The organism is Shigella sp. FC1567 (genome assembly GCF_001743015.1).
In the GTDB taxonomy this organism is placed as follows: Bacteria; Pseudomonadota; Gammaproteobacteria; order Enterobacterales; family Enterobacteriaceae; genus Escherichia; species Escherichia coli.
Map to the genome: position 1 here is coordinate 1 of NZ_MIIV01000505.1, position 21531 is coordinate 21531.

At 51.9% G+C, this 21531-nt stretch carries 19 protein-coding genes and 2 pseudogenes; 16 read left to right on the forward strand and 5 right to left on the reverse strand.

The window, feature by feature from the left end; genetic code table 11:
- A partial coding sequence (locus BHE85_RS21850) for an integrase core domain-containing protein (RefSeq protein WP_032232747.1) occupies positions 1-306 on the forward strand: 306 nt, incomplete at its 5' end.
- Between the two features lie 19 nt (positions 307-325).
- On the opposite strand, the pseudogene tssD reads toward BHE85_RS21850, so the two are convergent.
- A pseudogene (gene tssD / locus BHE85_RS27870) lies at positions 326-1094 on the reverse strand (type VI secretion system tube protein TssD); the annotation flags it as partial.
- Positions 1095-1487: 393 nt separating this feature from the next.
- Positions 1488-2300 (reverse strand): dienelactone hydrolase family protein, encoded by an 813-nt coding sequence (locus BHE85_RS21865; RefSeq protein WP_004987807.1) that lies wholly within the window; start codon positions 2298-2300, stop codon positions 1488-1490.
- Between the two features lie 261 nt (positions 2301-2561).
- Here BHE85_RS21865 and udp point away from each other — a divergent pair, with 261 nt between their 5' ends.
- The 9 genes from udp (at position 2562) to tatD (ending at position 10466) form a co-directional block, all read left to right on the forward strand.
- Positions 2562-3323: a uridine phosphorylase gene (gene udp / locus BHE85_RS21870; protein WP_000045180.1), complete on the forward strand. Its 762-nt coding sequence runs from the start codon at positions 2562-2564 to the stop codon at positions 3321-3323.
- A gap of 140 nt (positions 3324-3463) precedes the next feature.
- On the forward strand, positions 3464-4891 hold the full coding sequence (gene rmuC / locus BHE85_RS21875; protein WP_000347714.1) for a DNA recombination protein RmuC: 1428 nt from the start codon (positions 3464-3466) through the stop codon (positions 4889-4891).
- A 94-nt stretch (positions 4892-4985) separates the two neighbouring features.
- Entirely contained in the window at positions 4986-5741 is a 756-nt protein-coding gene (ubiE, locus tag BHE85_RS21880; protein WP_000227958.1) for a bifunctional demethylmenaquinone methyltransferase/2-methoxy-6-polyprenyl-1,4-benzoquinol methylase UbiE, read from the forward strand.
- Positions 5742-5754: 13 nt separating this feature from the next.
- A complete protein-coding gene (gene ubiJ, locus BHE85_RS21885) occupies positions 5755-6360 on the forward strand; it encodes a ubiquinone biosynthesis protein UbiJ (protein WP_001295259.1) in 606 nt (201 codons plus the stop codon).
- Positions 6357-7997: a ubiquinone biosynthesis regulatory protein kinase UbiB gene (gene ubiB / locus BHE85_RS21890; RefSeq protein WP_000187530.1), complete on the forward strand. Its 1641-nt coding sequence runs from the start codon at positions 6357-6359 to the stop codon at positions 7995-7997. Before ubiJ ends, ubiB begins: the two co-directional genes overlap by 4 nt.
- A gap of 78 nt (positions 7998-8075) precedes the next feature.
- Positions 8076-8345 (forward strand): Sec-independent protein translocase subunit TatA, encoded by a 270-nt coding sequence (gene tatA / locus BHE85_RS21895; protein WP_001295260.1) that lies wholly within the window; start codon positions 8076-8078, stop codon positions 8343-8345.
- A 3-nt stretch (positions 8346-8348) separates the two neighbouring features.
- Entirely contained in the window at positions 8349-8864 is a 516-nt protein-coding gene (gene tatB, locus BHE85_RS21900; RefSeq protein WP_000459584.1) for a Sec-independent protein translocase protein TatB, read from the forward strand.
- A 2-nt stretch (positions 8865-8866) separates the two neighbouring features.
- The gene (gene tatC, locus BHE85_RS21905; protein WP_000109943.1) at positions 8867-9643 is read left to right on the forward strand and encodes a Sec-independent protein translocase subunit TatC; all 777 of its coding nucleotides are present in this window, start codon (positions 8867-8869) and stop codon (positions 9641-9643) included.
- A gap of 40 nt (positions 9644-9683) precedes the next feature.
- Positions 9684-10466: a 3'-5' ssDNA/RNA exonuclease TatD gene (gene tatD, locus BHE85_RS21910; RefSeq protein WP_004987780.1), complete on the forward strand. Its 783-nt coding sequence runs from the start codon at positions 9684-9686 to the stop codon at positions 10464-10466.
- Here the strand turns inward: tatD and rfaH are convergent.
- A complete protein-coding gene (gene rfaH / locus BHE85_RS21915) occupies positions 10463-10951 on the reverse strand; it encodes a transcription/translation regulatory transformer protein RfaH (protein WP_001192396.1) in 489 nt (162 codons plus the stop codon). The genes tatD and rfaH overlap by 4 nt on opposite strands.
- A gap of 166 nt (positions 10952-11117) precedes the next feature.
- On the opposite strand from rfaH, the gene ubiD reads away from it, so the two are divergent.
- Both ubiD and fre read left to right on the forward strand, forming a co-directional pair.
- Complete coding sequence (gene ubiD, locus BHE85_RS21920) at positions 11118-12611, forward strand: 4-hydroxy-3-polyprenylbenzoate decarboxylase (RefSeq protein WP_000339817.1); 1494 nt, start codon at positions 11118-11120, stop codon at positions 12609-12611.
- A gap of 45 nt (positions 12612-12656) precedes the next feature.
- Positions 12657-13358: an NAD(P)H-flavin reductase gene (gene fre / locus BHE85_RS21925; protein ID WP_005009165.1), complete on the forward strand. Its 702-nt coding sequence runs from the start codon at positions 12657-12659 to the stop codon at positions 13356-13358.
- A gap of 191 nt (positions 13359-13549) precedes the next feature.
- On the opposite strand, the gene fadA is transcribed toward fre, so the two are convergent.
- Positions 13550-14713, reverse strand: a complete 1164-nt coding sequence (gene fadA / locus BHE85_RS21930; RefSeq protein ID WP_000438738.1) for an acetyl-CoA C-acyltransferase FadA — start codon at positions 14711-14713, stop codon at positions 13550-13552.
- A 9-nt stretch (positions 14714-14722) separates the two neighbouring features.
- A pseudogene (gene fadB / locus BHE85_RS21935) lies at positions 14723-16919 on the reverse strand (fatty acid oxidation complex subunit alpha FadB).
- A 189-nt stretch (positions 16920-17108) separates the two neighbouring features.
- On the opposite strand from fadB, the gene pepQ reads away from it, so the two are divergent.
- The 4 genes from pepQ to hemG are packed head-to-tail and all read left to right on the forward strand — an operon-like array spanning position 17109 to position 21101.
- Positions 17109-18440: a Xaa-Pro dipeptidase gene (gene pepQ / locus BHE85_RS21940; RefSeq protein ID WP_000444570.1), complete on the forward strand. Its 1332-nt coding sequence runs from the start codon at positions 17109-17111 to the stop codon at positions 18438-18440.
- Positions 18440-19054, forward strand: a complete 615-nt coding sequence (locus tag BHE85_RS21945; protein ID WP_004987804.1) for an IMPACT family protein — start codon at positions 18440-18442, stop codon at positions 19052-19054. The genes pepQ and BHE85_RS21945 overlap by 1 nt, the downstream gene beginning before the upstream one ends.
- A gap of 38 nt (positions 19055-19092) precedes the next feature.
- Positions 19093-20544 (forward strand): Trk system potassium transporter TrkH, encoded by a 1452-nt coding sequence (gene trkH, locus BHE85_RS21950; protein ID WP_000545677.1) that lies wholly within the window; start codon positions 19093-19095, stop codon positions 20542-20544.
- 11 nt (positions 20545-20555) lie between these two features.
- A complete protein-coding gene (gene hemG, locus BHE85_RS21955; RefSeq protein WP_000853974.1) occupies positions 20556-21101 on the forward strand; it encodes a menaquinone-dependent protoporphyrinogen IX dehydrogenase in 546 nt (181 codons plus the stop codon).
- Positions 21102-21531 lie beyond the last annotated feature (430 nt).

The window sequence follows — 21531 nt, forward strand, 5'->3', positions numbered from 1 at the left end:
AAAGGTTCTCAGTATGTATCGCTGGCCTACACACAGCGGCTTAAGGAAGCCGGATTACTGGCATCAACAGGAAGTACAGGCGACTCGTATGACAACGCGATGGCGGAGAGCATCAATGGTCTTTACAAAGCGGAGGTAATACACCGTAAGAGCTGGAAAAACCGTGCAGAAGTGGAACTGGCCACACTCACGTGGGTGGACTGGTATAATAATCGACGATTGCTGGAAAGGCTGGGCCACATCCCTCCGGCAGAAGCAGAAAAAGCTTATTATGCTTCCATCGGAAACGATGATCTGGCAGCCTGAGTTCACAGATAAAACACTCTCCAGGAAACCCGGGGCGGTTCAGTCTTCCTGATACTGCTCCTCTGGCTCCGAAATGCTCAAGTGATTCCAAATCAGGGAGTCTCATTCTCCCCAGAACTGCTCCAGCAACTATTGAAGCACCAGCGATGAGTAACCCTTTGTTATCCATAAATTGATCGTAACCAGCAGGTGCATCTCCCCCCAACTTGTCTGCTGTTTCCCTGAATCCTTCGATATTCCCATTGTATATGCCGCCAGCAGCAAGCAGTCTGCCAACCGCTTTACTATTAAGTGTTTTGAACCATTACCAGCTTTAGTTTTTGGCCGTGGTATAAACAGACGGTTGTAGTTATCGGGAAATGCCAAATAACTAAATTCAGTATTAGCAATCAGATGCCTGGAGAGTATATATTCATAACTGACAGTGATGGCTTCTGTATCCAGATTGTTCTCAGTAAACAGGTGATTGATTGCTGATAAGAGCGCGCCGCGGAGTTGAATGTTGTAATATTTCTCCCATCGACCAAATCTATTGATCCGATAGAAGTCAAACGCCATGAACAACTGCTCGTTATTGTTAATAGCGTTAATAAGAATTTACAGAAACTAAGGCCATGCAATTGTGACCCTTTGCCTGCATTCGTAATACTATTAGAGAGCGAGAACGCGAAGATTTCATCTTCATGGCCAATCTGCCAGCGATTACCTATTGATGCGCTCGTTCCACAAAGAGAGGAAATACATCCTTGTTGTTCTCCGGTTATGGTCAAGTAAATAATATCACTCATCCTTAAAAAACCTTTTGTTAATTCTTTTGTGAAAGAGAAATAGTATTGTTGTTTTTTTTACCTTTATTTACGCCTAAAAGTGATGAACTAAAATGTGAAAAACAAAATGTTTCACTTTAATATCTTTTTATCAGGAAGGTCTGAGATGATTTATAATTAATGTGAATGTGTTGATAATAATTAATGTTTGTTTGTGAATGGGAGTAGATGGTAAATCTCTAAGGTGTCTTCCATTGAAGAGACTCATTTATGACTATGACTTGCCGACCTTCTTAAGGTCAAATAGCGGAGTCGTAATCTCCAATCAATTCATACTGATTATTTTTTGGGGGACAGAGATGGCAGCAAAACGCACTCGTTCACTCACCATCTCAAATATAGACTAAGAGGAAACTAACTCCGCTTCCCACCATACTGCTTAAACCATTCCAGCATACGCTGCCAGCCATCTTTCGCAGATTCGGCATGATAGCTCGGGCGATAATCAGCGTTGAATGCATGCCCGGCGTCCGGGTACACGATAATCTCTGCTTTCGCATTAGCAGCCCGCAGCGCCTGGCGCATGGTTTCAACGCTCTCCTGCGGAATGCTGTTATCCTGACCACCATATAAGCCGAGAACCGGCGCGTTAAGATCGGTTGCGATATCAACAGGTTGTTTCGGTGAATTTAGCGACTTGTCGCCCGTCAGTTTGCCGTACCACGCCACTGCAGCTTTTAGCTGTGGATTATGCGCGGCATACAGCCAGGTGATACGTCCACCCCAGCAGAATCCGGTGATCATTAAACGATGAACATCGCCGCCGTTGCGGGAAGCCCAACTGGCGACATGATCGAGATCGGCCAGCACCTGCGAGTCAGGCACTTTTGCTACCAGACCGCTAAGCAACGTGGGGATATCGGCAAAATCATTCGGATCGCCTTCGCGGAAGTAAAGTTCAGGTGCGATAGCCAGATACCCCTCCAGCGCCAGACGGCGACAAATGTCGCGGATATGTTCATGCATGCCAAAAATTTCCTGCACTACAATGACCACTGGCAGTGGGCCATCGCTTTGCTTTGGTCTGGCATGGTAAGCAGGCATGTTATCCCCTTGTGAAGGGATAGAGGTGAAGCCCGCCACAATCGCGTCGTCCGGGGTCTGAACGATGGTCGAAGCGAGAGGCGATGCAGCAGGTGCAAATCCAGATTGTTGTGTTGTTGCCATGGTATTCTCCGTACCCTTATAAAAATGTTGCGCAATGTTAACTATAGTCAGCATGCAACAAATCACATTGCCTGAATCGGCTCATCTTTTATGCAGTCCTGCAGAATGAAGAGTGATTTATGTGATTTGCATCACTTTTGGTGGGTAAATTTATGCAACGCATTTGCGTCATGGTGATGAGTATCACGAAAAAATGTTAAACCCTTCGGTAAAGTGTCTTTTTGCTTCTTCTGACTAAACCGATTCACAGAGGAGTTGTATATGTCCAAGTCTGATGTTTTTCATCTCGGCCTCACTAAAAACGATTTACAAGGGGCTACGCTTGCCATCGTCCCTGGCGACCCGGATCGTGTGGAAAAGATCGCCGCGCTGATGGATAAGCCGGTTAAGCTGGCATCTCACCGCGAATTCACCACCTGGCGTGCAGAGCTGGATGGTAAACCTGTTATCGTCTGCTCTACCGGTATCGGCGGCCCGTCTACCTCTATTGCTGTTGAAGAGCTGGCACAGCTGGGCATTCGCACCTTCCTGCGTATCGGTACAACGGGCGCTATTCAGCCGCATATTAATGTGGGTGATGTCCTGGTTACCACGGCGTCTGTCCGTCTGGATGGCGCGAGCCTGCACTTCGCACCGCTGGAATTCCCGGCTGTCGCTGATTTCGAATGTACGACTGCGCTGGTTGAAGCTGCGAAATCCATTGGCGCGACAACTCACGTTGGCGTGACAGCTTCTTCTGATACCTTCTACCCAGGCCAGGAACGTTACGATACTTACTCTGGTCGCGTAGTTCGTCACTTTAAAGGTTCTATGGAAGAGTGGCAGGCGATGGGCGTAATGAACTATGAAATGGAATCTGCAACCCTGCTGACCATGTGTGCAAGTCAGGGCCTGCGTGCCGGTATGGTAGCGGGTGTTATCGTTAACCGCACCCAGCAAGAGATCCCGAATGCTGAGACGATGAAACAAACTGAAAGCCAAGCGGTGAAAATCGTGGTGGAAGCGGCGCGTCGTCTGCTGTAATTCTCTTCTCCTGTCTGAAGGCCGACGCGTTCGGCCTTTTGTATTTTTGCGTAGCGCCTCGCAGGAAATGCCTTTCCAACTGGACGTTTGTACAGCACAATTCTATTTTGTGCGGGTAAGTTGTTGCGTCAGGAGGCGTTGTGGATTTCTCAATCATGGTTTACGCAGTTATTGCGTTGGTGGGTGTGGCAATTGGCTGGCTGTTTGCCAGTTATCAACATGCGCAGCAAAAAGCCGAGCAATTAGCTGAACGTGAAGAGATGGTCGCGGAGTTAAGCGCGGCAAAACAACAAATTACCCAAAGCGAGCACTGGCGTGCAGAGTGCGAGTTACTCAATAACGAAGTGCGCAGCCTGCAAAGTATTAACACCTCTCTGGAGGCCGATCTGCGTGAAGTAACCACGCGGATGGAAGCCGCACAGCAACATGCTGACGATAAAATTCGCCAGATGATTAACAGCGAGCAGCGCCTCAGTGAGCAGTTTGAAAACCTCGCCAACCGTATTTTTGAGCACAGCAATCGCCGGGTTGATGAGCAAAACCGTCAGAGTCTGAACAGCCTGTTGTCGCCGCTACGTGAACAACTGGACGGTTTCCGCCGTCAGGTTCAGGACAGCTTCGGTAAAGAAGCACAAGAACGCCATACCCTGACCCACGAAATTCGCAATCTCCAGCAACTCAACGCGCAAATGGCCCAGGAAGCGATTAACCTGACGCGCGCGCTGAAAGGCGACAATAAAACCCAGGGCAACTGGGGCGAGGTAGTATTGACGCGGGTGCTGGAGGCTTCCGGTCTGCGTGAAGGGTATGAATATGAAACCCAGGTCAGCATCGAAAATGACGCCCGCTCGCGGATGCAGCCGGATGTCATCGTGCGGCTGCCGCAGGGAAAAGATGTGGTGATCGACGCCAAAATGACGCTGGTCGCCTATGAACGCTATTTTAACGCCGAAGACGACTACACCCGCGAAAGCGCGCTACAGGAACATATCGCGTCGGTGCGTAACCATATCCGTTTGCTGGGACGCAAAGATTATCAACAGCTGCCGGGGCTGCGAACTCTGGATTACGTGCTGATGTTTATTCCCGTTGAACCCGCTTTTTTACTGGCGCTTGACCGCCAGCCGGAGCTGATCACCGAAGCGTTGAAAAACAATATCATGCTGGTTAGCCCGACTACGCTGCTGGTGGCGTTGCGTACTATTGCCAACCTGTGGCGTTATGAGCATCAAAGCCGCAACGCCCAGCAAATCGCCGATCGTGCCAGCAAGCTGTACGACAAGATGCGTTTGTTCATCGATGACATGTCCGCGATTGGTCAAAGTCTCGACAAAGCGCAGGATAACTACCGCCAGGCAATGAAAAAACTCTCTTCAGGTCGCGGAAATGTGCTGGCGCAGGCAGAAGCGTTTCGCGGTTTAGGAGTAGAAATTAAACGCGAGATTAATCCGGATTTGGCTGAACAGGCGGTGAGCCAGGATGAAGAGTATCGACTTCGGTCGGTTCCGGAGCAGCCGAATGATGAAGCTTATCAACGCGATGATGAATATAATCAGCAGTCGCGCTAGCCCATTAGGGGTAGTTAAGCCGGGTAGAAATCTAGGGCATCGACGCCCAATCTGTTACACTTCTGGAACAATTTTTTGATGAGCAGGCATTGAGATGGTGGATAAGTCACAAGAAACGACGCACTTTGGTTTTCAGACCGTCGCGAAGGAACAAAAAGCGGATATGGTCGCCCACGTTTTCCATTCCGTGGCATCAAAATACGATGTCATGAATGATTTGATGTCATTTGGTATTCATCGTTTGTGGAAGCGATTCACGATTGATTGCAGCGGCGTACGCCGTGGGCAGACCGTGCTGGATCTGGCTGGTGGCACCGGCGACCTGACAGCGAAATTCTCCCGCCTGGTCGGAGAAACTGGCAAAGTGGTCCTTGCTGATATCAATGAATCCATGCTCAAAATGGGACGCGAGAAGCTGCGTAATATCGGTGTGATTGGCAACGTTGAGTATGTTCAGGCGAACGCTGAGGCGCTGCCGTTCCCGGATAACACCTTTGATTGCATCACCATTTCGTTTGGTCTGCGTAACGTCACCGACAAAGATAAAGCACTGCGTTCAATGTATCGCGTGCTGAAACCCGGCGGCCGCCTGCTGGTGCTTGAGTTCTCGAAGCCAATTATCGAGCCGCTGAGCAAAGCCTATGATGCATACTCCTTCCATGTGCTGCCGCGTATTGGCTCACTGGTCGCGAACGACGCCGACAGCTACCGTTATCTGGCAGAATCCATCCGTATGCATCCCGATCAGGATACCCTGAAAGCCATGATGCAGGATGCCGGATTCGAAAGTGTCGACTACTACAATCTGACGGCAGGGGTTGTGGCGCTGCATCGTGGTTATAAGTTCTGACAGGAGACCGGAAATGCCTTTTAAACCTTTAGTGACGGCAGGAATTGAAAGTCTGCTCAACACCTTCCTGTATCGCTCACCCGCGCTGAAAACAGCCCGCTCGCGTCTGCTGGGTAAAGTATTGCGCGTGGAGGTAAAAGGCTTTTCGACGTCATTGATTCTGGTGTTCAGCGAACGCCAGGTTGATGTACTGGGCGAATGGGCAGGCGATGCTGACTGCACCGTTATCGCCTACGCCAGTGTGTTGCCGAAACTTCGCGATCGCCAGCAGCTTACCGCACTGATTCGCAGTGGTGAGCTGGAAGTGCAGGGCGATATTCAGGTGGTGCAAAACTTCGTTGCGCTGGCAGATCTGGCAGAGTTCGACCCTGCGGAACTGCTGGCCCCTTATACCGGTGATATCGCCGCTGAAGGAATCAGCAAAGCCATGCGCGGAGGCGCAAAGTTCCTGCATCACGGCATTAAGCGCCAGCAACGTTATGTGGCGGAAGCCATTACTGAAGAGTGGCGTATGGCACCCGGTCCGCTTGAAGTGGCCTGGTTTGCGGAAGAGACGGCTGCCGTCGAGCGTGCTGTTGATGCCCTGACCAAACGGCTGGAAAAACTGGAGGCTAAATGACGCCAGGTGAAGTACGGCGCCTATATTTCATCATTCGCACTTTTTTAAGCTACGGACTTGATGAACTGATCCCCAAAATGCGTATCACCCTGCCGCTACGGCTATGGCGATACTCATTATTCTGGATGCCAAATCGGCATAAAGACAAACTTTTAGGTGAGCGACTACGACTGGCCCTGCAAGAACTGGGGCCGGTTTGGATCAAGTTCGGGCAAATGTTATCAACCCGCCGCGATCTTTTTCCACCGCATATTGCCGATCAGCTGGCGTTATTGCAGGACAAAGTAGCTCCGTTTGATGGCAAGCTGGCGAAGCAGCAGATTGAAGCTGCAATGGGCGGCTTGCCGGTAGAAGCGTGGTTTGACGATTTTGAAATCAAGCCGCTGGCTTCTGCTTCTATCGCCCAGGTTCATACCGCGCGATTGAAATCGAATGGTAAAGAGGTGGTGATTAAAGTCATCCGCCCGGATATTTTGCCGGTCATTAAAGCGGATCTGAAACTTATCTACCGTCTGGCTCGCTGGGTGCCGCGTTTGCTGCCGGATGGTCGCCGTCTGCGCCCAACCGAAGTGGTGCGCGAGTACGAAAAGACCTTGATTGATGAACTGAATTTGCTGCGGGAATCTGCCAACGCCATTCAGCTTCGGCGCAATTTTGAAGACAGCCCGATGCTCTACATCCCGGAAGTTTACCCTGACTATTGTAGTGAAGGGATGATGGTGATGGAGCGCATTTACGGCATTCCGGTGTCTGATGTTGCGGCGCTGGAGAAAAACGGCACTAACATGAAATTGCTGGCGGAACGCGGCGTGCAGGTGTTCTTCACTCAGGTCTTTCGCGACAGCTTTTTCCATGCCGATATGCACCCTGGCAACATCTTCGTAAGCTATGAACACCCGGAAAACCCGAAATATATCGGCATTGATTGCGGGATTGTTGGCTCGCTAAACAAAGAAGATAAACGCTATCTGGCAGAAAACTTTATCGCCTTCTTTAATCGCGACTATCGCAAAGTGGCAGAGCTACACGTCGATTCAGGCTGGGTGCCACCAGATACCAACGTTGAAGAGTTCGAATTTGCCATTCGTACGGTCTGTGAACCTATCTTTGAGAAACCGCTGGCCGAAATTTCGTTTGGACATGTACTGTTAAATCTGTTTAATACGGCGCGTCGCTTCAATATGGAAGTGCAGCCGCAACTGGTGTTACTCCAGAAAACCCTGCTCTATGTCGAAGGGGTAGGACGCCAGCTTTATCCGCAGCTCGATTTATGGAAAACAGCGAAGCCTTTCCTGGAGTCGTGGATTAAAGATCAGGTCGGTATTCCTGCGCTGGTGAGAGCATTTAAAGAAAAAGCGCCGTTCTGGGTCGAAAAAATGCCAGAACTGCCTGAATTGGTTTACGACAGTTTGCGCCAGGGCAAGTATTTACAGCACAGTGTTGATAAGATTGCCCGCGAGCTTCAGTCAAATCATGTACGTCAGGGACAATCGCGTTATTTTCTCGGAATTGGCGCTACGTTAGTATTAAGTGGCACATTCTTGTTGGTCAGCCGACCTGAGTGGGGGCTGATGCCCGGCTGGTTAATGGCAGGTGGTCTGATCGCCTGGTTTGTCGGTTGGCGCAAAACACGCTGATTTTTTCATCGCTCAAGGCGGGCCGTGTAACGTATAATGCGGCTTTGTTTAATCATCATCTACCACAGAGGAACATGTATGGGTGGTATCAGTATTTGGCAGTTATTGATTATTGCCGTCATCGTTGTACTGCTTTTTGGCACCAAAAAGCTCGGCTCCATCGGTTCCGATCTTGGTGCGTCGATCAAAGGCTTTAAAAAAGCAATGAGCGATGATGAACCAAAGCAGGATAAAACCAGTCAGGATGCTGATTTTACTGCGAAAACTATCGCCGATAAGCAGGCGGATACGAATCAGGAACAGGCTAAAACAGAAGACGCGAAGCGCCACGATAAAGAGCAGGTGTAATCCGTGTTTGATATCGGTTTTAGCGAACTGCTATTGGTGTTCATCATCGGCCTCGTCGTTCTGGGGCCGCAACGACTGCCTGTGGCGGTAAAAACGGTAGCGGGCTGGATTCGCGCGTTGCGTTCACTGGCGACAACGGTGCAGAACGAACTGATCCAGGAGTTAAAACTCCAGGAGTTTCAGGACAGTCTGAAAAAGGTTGAAAAGGCGAGCCTCACTAACCTGACGCCCGAACTGAAAGCGTCGATGGATGAACTACGCCAGGCCGCGGAGTCGATGAAGCGTTCCTACGTTGCAAACGATCCAGAAAAGGCGAGCGATGAAGCGCACACCATCCATAACCCGGTGGTGAAAGATAATGAAGCTGCGCATGAGGGCGTAACGCCTGCCGCTGCACAAACGCAGGCCAGTTCGCCGGAACAGAAGCCAGAAACCACGCCAGAGCCGGTGGTAAAACCTGCTGCGGACGCTGAACCGAAAACCGCTGCACCTTCCCCTTCGTCGAGTGATAAACCGTAAACATGTCTGTAGAAGATACTCAACCGCTTATCACGCATCTAATTGAGCTGCGTAAGCGTCTGCTGAACTGCATTATCGCGGTGATCGTGATATTCCTGTGTCTGGTCTATTTCGCCAATGACATCTATCACCTGGTATCCGCGCCATTGATCAAGCAGTTGCCGCAAGGTTCAACGATGATCGCCACCGACGTGGCCTCGCCGTTCTTTACGCCGATCAAGCTGACCTTTATGGTGTCGCTGATTCTGTCAGCGCCGGTGATTCTCTATCAGGTGTGGGCATTTATCGCCCCAGCGCTGTATAAGCATGAACGTCGCCTGGTGGTGCCGCTGCTGGTTTCCAGCTCTCTGCTGTTTTATATCGGCATGGCATTCGCCTACTTTGTGGTCTTTCCGCTGGCATTTGGCTTCCTTGCCAATACCGCGCCGGAAGGGGTGCAGGTATCCACCGACATCGCCAGCTATTTAAGCTTCGTTATGGCGCTGTTTATGGCGTTTGGTGTCTCCTTTGAAGTGCCGGTGGCAATTGTGCTGCTGTGCTGGATGGGGATTACCTCGCCAGAAGACTTACGCAAAAAACGCCCGTATGTGCTGGTTGGTGCATTCGTTGTCGGGATGTTGCTGACGCCGCCGGATGTCTTCTCGCAAACGCTATTGGCGATCCCGATGTACTGTCTGTTTGAAATCGGTGTCTTCTTCTCACGCTTTTACGTTGGTAAAGGGCGAAATCGGGAAGAGGAAAACGACGCTGAAGCAGAAAGCGAAAAAACTGAAGAATAAATTCAACGCCCGTCAGGGCGGTTGTCATATGGAGTACAGGATGTTTGATATCGGCGTTAATTTGACCAGTTCGCAATTTGCGAAAGACCGTGATGATGTTGTAGCGCGCGCTTTTGACGCGGGAGTTAATGGGCTACTCATCACCGGCACTAACCTGCGTGAAAGCCAGCAGGCGCAAAAGCTGGCGCGTCAGTATTCGTCCTGTTGGTCAACGGCGGGCGTACATCCTCACGACAGCAGCCAGTGGCAAGCTGCGACTGAAGAAGCGATTATTGAGCTGGCCGTGCAGCCAGAAGTGGTGGCGATTGGTGAATGTGGTCTCGACTTTAACCGCAACTTTTCGACGCCGGAAGAGCAGGAACGCGCTTTTGTTGCTCAGCTACGCATTGCCGCAGAATTAAACATGCCGGTATTTATGCACTGTCGCGATGCCCACGAGCGGTTTATGACATTGCTGGAGCCGTGGCTGGATAAACTGCCTGGTGCGGTTCTTCATTGCTTTACCGGCACACGCGAAGAGATGCAGGCGTGCGTGGCGCGTGGAATTTATATCGGCATTACCGGTTGGGTTTGCGATGAACGACGCGGGCTGGAGCTGCGGGAATTGTTACCGTTGATTCCGGCGGAGAAATTGCTGATCGAAACTGATGCGCCGTATCTGCTCCCGCGCGATTTCACGCCAAAGCCATCATCCCGGCGCAACGAGCCAGCCCATCTGCACCATATTTTGCAACGTATTGCGCACTGGCGTGGAGAAGATGCCGCATGGCTGGCTGCCACCACGGATGCCAATGTCAAAACACTGTTTGGGATTGCGTTTTAGAGTTTGCGGAACTCGGTGTTCTTCACACTGTGCTTAATCTCTTTATTAATAAGATTAAGCAATAGCATGGAACGAGCCTCACCATCGGGTTCGGTGAAAATGGCCTGAAAGCCTTCGAACGCGCCTTCGGTAATAATCACCTTATCACCCGGATAAGGTGTTGCCGGATCGACAATGTCTTTCGGTTTATATACCGATAGCTGATGAATCACCGCCGATGGGACTATCGCTGGCGACGCGCCAAAGCGCACGAAGTGGCTGACACCGCGGGTCGCGTTGATAGTCGTGGTATGAATCACTTCTGGATCAAATTCGACAAACAGGTAGTTGGGAAACAATGGCTCACTGACTGCAGTACGTTTTCCACGCACGATTTTTTCCAGGGTGATCATCGGTGCCAGGCAATTCACAGCCTGTCTTTCGAGGTGTTCCTGGGCACGTTGAAGTTGCCCGCGCTTGCAGTACAGTAAATACCAGGATTGCATAATGACTCTTATCCGTTTAATCGGGGCGCAAGGATAGCAAAAGCTTTACGCTAAGTTAATTATATTCCCCGGTTTGCGTTATACCGTCAGAGTTCACGCTAATTTAACAAATTTACAGCATCGCAAAGATGAACGCCGTATAATGGGCGTAGATTAAGAGGCTACAATGGACGCCATGAAATATAACGATTTACGCGACTTCTTGACGCTGCTTGAACAGCAGGGTGAGCTAAAACGTATCACGCTCCCGGTGGATCCGCATCTGGAAATCACTGAAATTGCTGACCGCACTTTGCGTGCCGGTGGGCCTGCGCTGTTGTTCGAAAACCCTAAAGGCTACTCAATGCCGGTGCTGTGCAACCTGTTCGGTACGCCAAAGCGCGTGGCGATGGGCATGGGACAGGAAGATGTTTCGGCGCTGCGTGAAGTTGGTAAATTATTGGCGTTTCTGAAAGAGCCGGAGCCGCCAAAAGGTTTCCGCGACCTGTTTGATAAACTGCCGCAGTTTAAGCAAGTATTGAACATGCCGACAAAGCGGCTGCGTGGTGTGCCCTGCCAACAAAAAATCGTCTCTGGCGATGACGTCGATCTCAATCGCATTCCCATTATGACCTGCTGGCCGGAAGATGCCGCACCGCTGATTACCTGGGGGCTGACAGTGACGCGCGGCCCGCATAAAGAGCGGCAGAATCTGGGCATTTATCGCCAGCAGCTGATTGGTAAAAACAAACTGATTATGCGCTGGCTGTCGCATCGCGGCGGCGCGCTGGATTATCAGGAGTGGTGTGCGGCGCATCCGGGCGAACGTTTCCCGGTTTCTGTGGCGCTGGGTGCCGATCCCGCCACGATTCTCGGTGCAGTCACCCCCGTTCCGGATACACTTTCAGAGTATGCGTTTGCCGGATTGCTGCGCGGTACCAAGACCGAAGTGGTGAAGTGTATCTCCAATGACCTTGAAGTGCCCGCCAGTGCGGAGATTGTGCTGGAAGGGTATATCGAACAAGGCGAAACTGCGCCGGAAGGGCCGTATGGCGACCACACCGGTTACTATAACGAAGTCGATAGTTTCCCGGTATTTACCGTGACGCATATTACCCAGCGTGAAGATGCGATTTACCATTCCACCTATACCGGGCGTCCGCCAGATGAGCCCGCGGTACTGGGCGTGGCGTTGAACGAAGTGTTTGTACCGATTCTGCAAAAACAGTTCCCGGAAATTGTCGATTTTTACCTGCCGCCGGAAGGCTGTTCTTATCGTCTGGCGGTAGTGACGATCAAAAAACAGTACGCCGGACACGCGAAGCGCGTCATGATGGGCGTCTGGTCGTTCTTACGCCAGTTTATGTACACTAAATTTGTGATCGTTTGCGATGATGACGTCAACGCACGCGACTGGAACGATGTGATTTGGGCGATTACCACCCGTATGGACCCGGCGCGGGATACTGTTCTGGTAGAAAATACGCCTATTGATTATCTGGATTTTGCCTCGCCTGTCTCCGGGCTGGGTTCAAAAATGGGGCTGGATGCCACGAATAAATGGCCGGGGGAAACCCAGCGTGAATGGGGACGTCCCATCAAAAAAGATCCAGATGTTGTCGCGCATATTGACGCCATCTGGGATGAACTGGCTATTTTTAACAACGGTAAAAGCGCCTGATGCGCGTTTGTTTTGCCCTATTTATCGATCCGACAGAGAAAGCGCATGACAACCTTAAGCTGTAAAGTGACCTCGGTAGAAGCTATCACGGATACCGTATATCGTGTCCGCATCGTGCCAGACGCGGCCTTTTCTTTTCGTGCTGGTCAGTATTTGATGGTAGTGATGGATGAGCGCGACAAACGTCCGTTTTCAATGGCTTCGACGCCGGATGAAAAAGGGTTTATAGAGCTGCATATTGGCGCTTCTGAAATCAACCTTTACGCGAAAGCAGTCATGGACCGCATCCTCAAAGATTATCAAATCGTGGTCGATATTCCCTACGGAGAAGCGTGGCTGCGCGATGATGAAGAGCGTCCGATGATTTTGATTGCGGGCGGCACCGGGTTCTCCTATGCGCGCTCGATTTTATTGACGGCGTTGGCGCGTAATCCCAATCGCGATATCACCATTTACTGGGGTGGGCGTGAGGAGCAACATCTTTATGATCTCTCCGAGCTTGAGGCGCTTTCGCTGAAGCATCCTGGCCTGCGTGTGGTGCCGGTGGTTGAACAACCGGAAGCGGGCTGGCGTGGGCGTACTGGCACCGTGTTAACGGCGGTCTTGCAGGATCATGGTACGCTGGCAGAGCATGATATCTATATTGCCGGACGTTTTGAGATGGCGAAAATTGCTCGTGACCTGTTTTGCAGTGAGCGTAATGCGCGGGAAGATCGTCTGTTTGGCGATGCGTTTGCATTTATCTGAGATATAAAAAAACCCGCCCCTGACAGGCGGGAAGAACGGCAACTAAAACTTTATTCAGTGGCATTTAGATCTATGTCGCATCCGGCAATCGGTGCACGATGCCTGATGCGACGCTGGCGCGTCTTATCAGGCCTACATTGGTGCAGGATCGGTAGACCGGATAAGGCGTTCACGCCGCATCCGGCAAGTGGTTAAACCCGCTCAAACACCGTCGCAATACCCTGACCCAGACCGATACACATCGTCGCCAGACCAAACTGAACGTCTTTGCGTTCCATCAGATTCAGCAGCGTGGTGCTGATACGCGCACCGGAACAGCCCAGCGGATGACCCAGCGCGATCGCACCACCATTGAGGTTGATCTTCTCGTCAATCTGCTCCATTAGCCCGAGATCTTTAATGCACGGCAGGATCTGCGCGGCAAAGGCTTCGTTCATCTCAAACACGCCGATATCGCTGGCAGAAAGCCCCGCTTTTTTCAGCGCCAGCTTCGAGGCCGGAACCGGGCCGTAACCCATAATCGATGGGTTACAACCAACGACCGCCATCGAACGCACACGAGCGCGCGGCTTAAGACCTAATTCATGGGCGCGGCTTTCACTCATCACCAGCATGGCAGCTGCGCCATCGGAAAGTGCAGAAGATGTGCCCGCCGTTACCGTACCGTTTACTGGATCAAACGCCGGACGCAGCGTGGCGAGGGCTTCCACGGTGGTTTCCGGTCGAATCACCTCGTCGTAATTAAACTGCTTCAGGACGCCGTCGGCATCGTGACCACCGGTCGGGATGATTTCATTTTTAAATGCGCCCGACTGCGTGGCGGCCCAGGCGCGGGCGTGTGACCGCGCGGCAAAGGCATCCTGCATTTCACGGCTGATACCGTGCATACGCGCCAGCATTTCTGCCGTTAAGCCCATCATGCCCGCCGCTTTGGCGACATTGCGGCTCAGGCCGGGGTGAAAATCGACGCCGTGACTCATTGGCACATGGCCCATATGCTCCACGCCGCCAACCAGACATGCCTGCGCATCGCCAGTCATGATCATTCGTGCTGCGTCATGCAGTGCCTGCATGGATGAACCACACAAGCGATTGACGGTAACCGCCGGGACAGAGTGCGGCACTTCTGCCAGCAGCGCCGCGTTACGGGCGATATTAAAACCCTGCTCCAGCGTCTGCTGCACACAACCCCAGTAAATATCGTCGAGGGCCGCCGCTTCCAGCGCCGGGTTACGCGCCAGCAGGCTACGCATTAAATGAGCGGAGAGATCTTCTGCACGCACGTTACGAAAAGCACCGCCCTTCGAACGGCCCATCGGGGTGCGAATTGCATCGACAATGACAACCTGTTCCATTGTGACTCCTTAAGCCGTTTTCAGGTCGCCAACCGGACGGGCTGGCTCAACCGGAGGATAGTACGGTTCGTTATGACGCGCTTTATTACGCAGACCTTCCGGCACTTCATACAGCGGGCCGAGGTGCTGATATTGCTGTGCCATATCGAGGTATTTTGCGCTACCGAGGGTGTCCAGCCAGCGGAACGCGCCGCCGTGGAACGGAGGGAAGCCCAGGCCGTAGACCAGCGCCATATCCGCTTCCGCCGGAGTGGCGATAATGCCCTCTTCCAGACAGCGGACCACTTCGTTGACCATCGGGATCATCATGCGGGCGATAATCTCTTCTTCGCTGAAATCGCGCTTCGGCTGGCTCACTTCTGCCAGCAGGTCTTCAACGGCGGCGTCTTCTTCTTTCTTCGGCTTACCTTTGCTGTCTTCTTTATAACGCCAGAAACCGAGGCCGTTCTTCTGACCAAAGCGGTTGGCATCAAACAGCGCGTCGATGGCATCGCGGTAATCTTTCTGCATCCGCTGCGGGAAGCCTGCTGCCATGACAGCCTGAGCGTGATGCGCGGTATCAATGCCCACGACATCCAGCAGATATGCCGGACCCATAGGCCAGCCAAACTGTTTTTCCATCACTTTGTCGATCTTGCGGAAATCCGCGCCGTCGCGCAGCAGCTGGCTGAAACCGGCGAAATACGGGAACAGCACGCGGTTAACAAAGAAGCCGGGGCAGTCGTTAACCGCAATCGGCGTCTTGCCCATCTTGCTCGCCCAGGCGACAACTTTCGCGATGGTTTCGTCGGAGCTTTTCTCGCCGCGAATAATTTCTACCAACGGCATCCGGTGTACCGGGTTAAAAAAGTGCATTCCGCAGAAGTTTTCCGGGCGTTCCAGCGCGTTGGCCAGTTCGCTGATAGGAATGGTTGAAGTGTTAGACGCCAGTACGGTATCCGGGCGTACTTTTTGTTCGGTTTCTGCCAGTACGGCTTTTTTCACTTTCGGGTTTTCGACAACCGCTTCTACCACAACATCCACGCGGTCAAACCCGGCGTAGTCGAGCGTTGGGTGGATCGTGGAGATCACGCCAGCCAGTTTCAGACCATCGATCTTGCCGCGTTCAAGCTGCTTGTTCAGCAGTTTCGCGGCTTCGGTCATGCCGAGGGTTAACGACTTGTCGTTGATATCTTTCATGACAACCGGTACGCCTTTCCACGCAGACTGGTAAGCAATGCCGCCACCCATGATGCCTGCGCCCAGTACAGCGGCCTGTTTCGGTGTTTCAACGTCTTTGGTGAGTTTCTTCGCTTTGCCTTTTACATATTGATCGTTAAGGAAAATGCCGACCAGTGCGCGGGCTTCGTTGGTGTGCGCCAGCGGGACAAAGCTTTTGTTTTCCAGATTTAATGCTTCTTCACGACCAAAACGGGCCGCAGCTTCAATGGTTTTTACTGCGGTGATGGGCGCCGGATAATGTTTCCCCGCCGTTTGTGCGACCATCCCTTTAGCGATAGTGAAGCTCATGGTGGCTTCAATCTTGCTCAGTTTTAGTGGTTCCAGCTTCGGCTGACGTTTTGCTTTCCAGTCGAGGTCGCCGTTAATGGCCTGGCGTAAAACCGCCTTTGCGCCTTCAACCAGTTTTTCTGCTTTGACTACGCCATCCACCAGACCGATTTTCAGCGCCTGATCCGCGCCGACATCTTTACCGGCGGCAATGATTTCCAGCGCACTGTCAGCGCCCAGCATACGTGGCATACGTACAGAACCGCCAAAGCCCGGCATGATGCCCAGTTTGGTTTCCGGCAGACCGATGCGCAGATCCGGCGTCGCCAGACGATAATCGGTCGCCAGCACGCATTCGCAGCCACCACCCAGCGCATAGCCGTTGACGGCAGCAATGGTCGGCACCGGCAGATCTTCCAAGCGATTAAACACGCTATTGGCAAAGTGCAGCCACTGACTTAACTGTTCTTCAGGAACGAGGAACGAGGAACAGGGACAAAAATTCGGTGATATCAGCACCGACGATAAAGGCTGCTTTGTTCGAACGCAGCAGCAGCCCTTTTAGATCTGATTGCTGTTCCAGCACGCCGATGGCCTCGCCGAGGCTGGCGACGGTCGCAGTGTCGAGTTTATTAACTGAACCTGGGGCATCAAATACCAGTTCGGCAATGCCATCTTCCAGCCAGTCAAGGTACAGGGTGTCGCCTTTGTAAAGCATGTCAGTCTCCTGAATCCGCAAGGTGATCTGGTCGTACCAGATGCATCGAAGTGTGTATTTTGTGTTAAAAACATGTAAATAAAAGATTAAAGAAATGCCGATCTGATCACGCTCGGCAGAAATCACGCTCTGGATGAACGATGTGCTAAGATGCGGAGACTTAAGGTCAAAAAAACAGAAGGGTAAAAAATGGAATCACTGGCCTCGCTCTATAAAAATCATATAGCTACCTTACAAGAACGGACTCGCGATGCGCTGGCGCGCTTCAAGCTGGATGCATTACTTATTCACTCCGGCGAGCTGTTCAACGTTTTTCTCGACGATCATCCCTATCCGTTTAAAGTGAACCCGCAATTCAAAGCGTGGGTGCCGGTAACTCAGGTGCCAAACTGCTGGTTGCTGGTGGATGGCGTGAACAAGCCGAAACTGTGGTTCTATCTGCCGGTTGATTACTGGCACAACGTCGAACCGCTGCCGACCTCCTTCTGGACTGAAGATGTGGAAGTGATCGCACTGCCGAAAGCCGATGGCATTGGTAGCCTGCTGCCCGCTGCGCGCGGCAATATCGGTTATATCGGTCCGGTGCCGGAACGTGCGCTGCAACTGGGTATTGAGGCCAGCAACATCAACCCGAAAGGGGTGATCGACTACCTGCATTACTACCGCTCCTTCAAAACCGAGTACGAACTGGCCTGTATGCGTGAAGCGCAGAAAATGGCGGTCAACGGTCATCGTGCGGCAGAAGAAGCGTTCCGTTCTGGCATGAGCGAGTTCGATATCAACATCGCCTATCTGACCGCGACCGGTCATCGTGATACCGACGTACCTTACAGCAACATTGTGGCGCTTAACGAACACGCTTCGGTGCTGCATTACACCAAACTGGATCATCAGGCACCGGAAGAGATGCGCAGCTTCCTGCTGGATGCCGGGGCCGAATATAACGGCTATGCGGCTGACCTGACTCGTACCTGGTCGGCAAAAAGCGACAACGACTACGCACAGCTGGTGAAAGACGTAAATGATGAACAACTTGCGCTGATCGCTACCATGAAAGCTGGCGTCAGCTATGTGGATTACCACCTCCAGTTCCATCAGCGCATCGCCAAATTGCTGCGTAAACATCAAATCATCACCGATATGAGTGAAGAAGCGATGGTCGAAAACGATCTCACCGGACCGTTTATGCCGCACGGTATCGGCCATCCGCTGGGCCTGCAGGTGCATGACGTAGCCGGTTTTATGCAGGATGATAGCGGTACACACCTCGCGGCACCGGCAAAATATCCGTACCTGCGCTGCACCCGTATTCTCCAGCCGGGCATGGTGTTAACCATCGAACCGGGTATCTACTTCATCGAATCGCTACTGGCACCGTGGCGTGAAGGGCAGTTCAGCAAGCACTTCAACTGGCAGAAAATTGAAGCACTGAAACCGTTCAGCGGCATTCGTATCGAAGACAACGTGGTGATCCACGAAAATAACGTGGAAAACATGACCCGGGATCTGAAACTGGCGTGATGGAAAGCTGGTTAATTCCTGCGGCACCGGTCACGGTCGTTGAAGAGATCAAAAAGAGCCGCTTCATAACGATGTTGGCGCATACCGATGGCGTTGAGGCGGCGAAAGCGTTTGTTGAATCGGTGCGGGCAGAACACCCCGATGCCCGCCACCATTGCGTGGCGTGGGTGGCGGGTGCGCCGGATGATTCTCAACAGCTGGGTTTCTCTGACGACGGGGAGCCGGCGGGAACGGCAGGTAAACCGATGCTCGCCCAGCTAATGGGCAGCGGCATCGGGGAAATTACCGCTGTGGTAGTGCGCTACTACGGCGGCATATTGCTTGGCACCGGTGGGTTAGTGAAAGCGTATGGCGGCGGCGTGAATCAGGCGCTGCGCCAGCTAACGACCCAACGCAAGACGCCATTAACCGAATATACTTTGCAATGTGAATATAGTCAGTTAACCGGCATTGAAGCGTTGCTGGGGCAGTGTGACGGCAAAATTATCAACAGTGATTATCAGGCATTCGTTCTGCTGCGGGTGGCGCTTCCGGCGGCGAAAGTGGCTGAATTTTCCGCAAAGCTGGCGGATTTTAGCCGTGGTTCATTGCAATTGTTAGCGATTGAAGAATAATCCCCACTTCATTTTGCAGAACTAAGGAAGCGGCAGAGATGCATTTTCGCGCCATTACCCGAATCGTTGGACTACTGGTCATCTTATTTTCAGGGACCATGATTATCCCTGGGCTGGTAGCACTCATCTACCGGGATGGAGCGGGCCGCGCTTTTACCCAGACCTTTTTTGTCGCCCTCGCCATTGGCTCTATGCTGTGGTGGCCGAACCGCAAAGAGAAGGGCGAACTGAAATCCCGTGAGGGGTTTCTGATAGTGGTGCTGTTTTGGACCGTGCTGGGTAGTGTCGGTGCGCTCCCTTTTATCTTCTCGGAAAGCCCGAACCTCACGATTACCGATGCGTTTTTTGAATCTTTCTCTGGCCTGACCACCACCGGGGCCACTACGCTGGTGGGGCTGGATTCGCTCCCTCATGCCATCCTCTTTTATCGCCAGATGCTGCAATGGTTTGGCGGGATGGGGATCATCGTGTTAGCGGTTGCGATACTGCCTATCCTCGGCGTGGGTGGGATGCAGCTCTATCGCGCAGAAATGCCCGGCCCGCTGAAAGATAACAAAATGCGCCCGCGAATTGCGGAAACGGCGAAAACCCTGTGGTTGATTTATGTCTTGCTGACCGTCGCCTGTGCGCTGGCGTTGTGGTTTGCCGGAATGGATGCCTTTGATGCCATCGGCCATAGCTTTGCGACTATCGCTATTGGCGGCTTCTCGACACATGATGCCAGTATCGGTTATTTCGACAGTCCGACTATTAACACTATCATTGCTATCTTCCTGCTGATCTCCGGTTGTAACTACGGTCTGCACTTTTCACTGTTAAGTGGGCGTAGTCTGAAGGTTTATTGGCGCGATCCGGAATTTCGCATGTTTATCGGCGTACAGTTTACGCTGGTGGTTATTTGTACACTCGTACTGTGGTTTCATAATGTCTACAGTTCGGCGCTGATGACAATTAACCAGGCGTTTTTCCAGGTGGTATCGATGGCGACAACCGCCGGGTTTACGACTGACAGCATTGCCCGCTGGCCGCTCTTTTTGCCGGTACTGCTTTTATGTTCAGCTTTTATCGGCGGTTGCGCCGGGTCAACGGGCGGTGGCCTGAAAGTGATCCGCATCCTGCTGCTGTTTAAGCAGGGGAACCGTGAGCTGAAACGACTGGTGCATCCGAACGCCGTCTATAGCATTAAGCTGGGGAATCGCGCACTGCCGGAACGTATCCTCGAAGCCGTTTGGGGATTTTTCTCCGCCTATGCATTGGTGTTTATTGTCAGTATGCTGGCGATTATCGCCACGGGCGTGGATGATTTTTCTGCCTTTGCCTCAGTTGTTGCGACATTGAATAACCTGGGGCCAGGGCTTGGCGTGGTTGCTGATAACTTTACCAGTATGAACCCGGTGGCTAAATGGATCCTGATTGCCAACATGCTGTTTGGTCGTCTCGAGGTCTTTACATTGCTGGTGCTCTTTACCCCGACTTTCTGGCGTGAATGATGGAGTAATACGTGAAAACATTAATTCTTTTCTCAACAAGGGACGGACAAACGCGCGAGATTGCCTCCTACCTGGCTTCGGAACTGAAAGAACTGGGGATCCAGACGGATGTCGCCAATGTGCACCGCATTGAAGAACCACAATGGGAAAACTATGACCGTGTGGTCATTGGTGCTTCTATTCGCTATGGTCACTACCACTCTGCGTTCCAGGAATTTGTCAAAAAACATGCGACGCGACTGAATTCGATGCCGAGCGCCTTTTATTCCGTAAACCTGGTGGCGCGCAAACCGGAGAAGCGTACTCCACAGACCAACAGCTACGCGCGCAAGTTTCTGATGAGTTCACAATGGCGTCCCGATCGCTGCGCGGTCATTGCCGGGGCGCTGCGTTACCCACGTTATCGCTGGTACGACCGTTTTATGATTAAGCTGATTATGAAGATGTCAGGCGGTGAAACGGATACGCGCAAAGAAGTTGTCTATACCGATTGGGAGCAGGTGGCGAATTTCGCCCGAGAAATCGCCCAGTTAACCAACAAACCGACGCTGAAATAAGCATAAAGAATAAAAAGTGCGCGGTCAGAAAATTATTTTAAATTTCCTCTTGTCAGGCCGGAATAACTCCCTATAATGCGCCACCACTGACACGGAACAACGGCAAACACGCCGCCGGGTCAGCGGGGTTCTCCTGAGAATCTCAACAGAGAAAAGCAAAAAAATGCTTGACTCTGTAGCGGGAAAGCGTATTATGCACACCCCGCGCCGCTGAGAAAAAGCGAAGCGGCACTGCTCTTTAACAATTTATCAGACAATCTGTGTGGGCACTCGAAGATACGGATTCTTAACGTCGCAAGACGAAAAATGAATACCAAGTCTCAAGAGTGAACACGTAATTCATTACGAAGTTTAATTCTTTGAGCATCAAACTTTTAAATTGAAGAGTTTGATCATGGCTCAGATTGAACGCTGGCGGCAGGCCTAACAC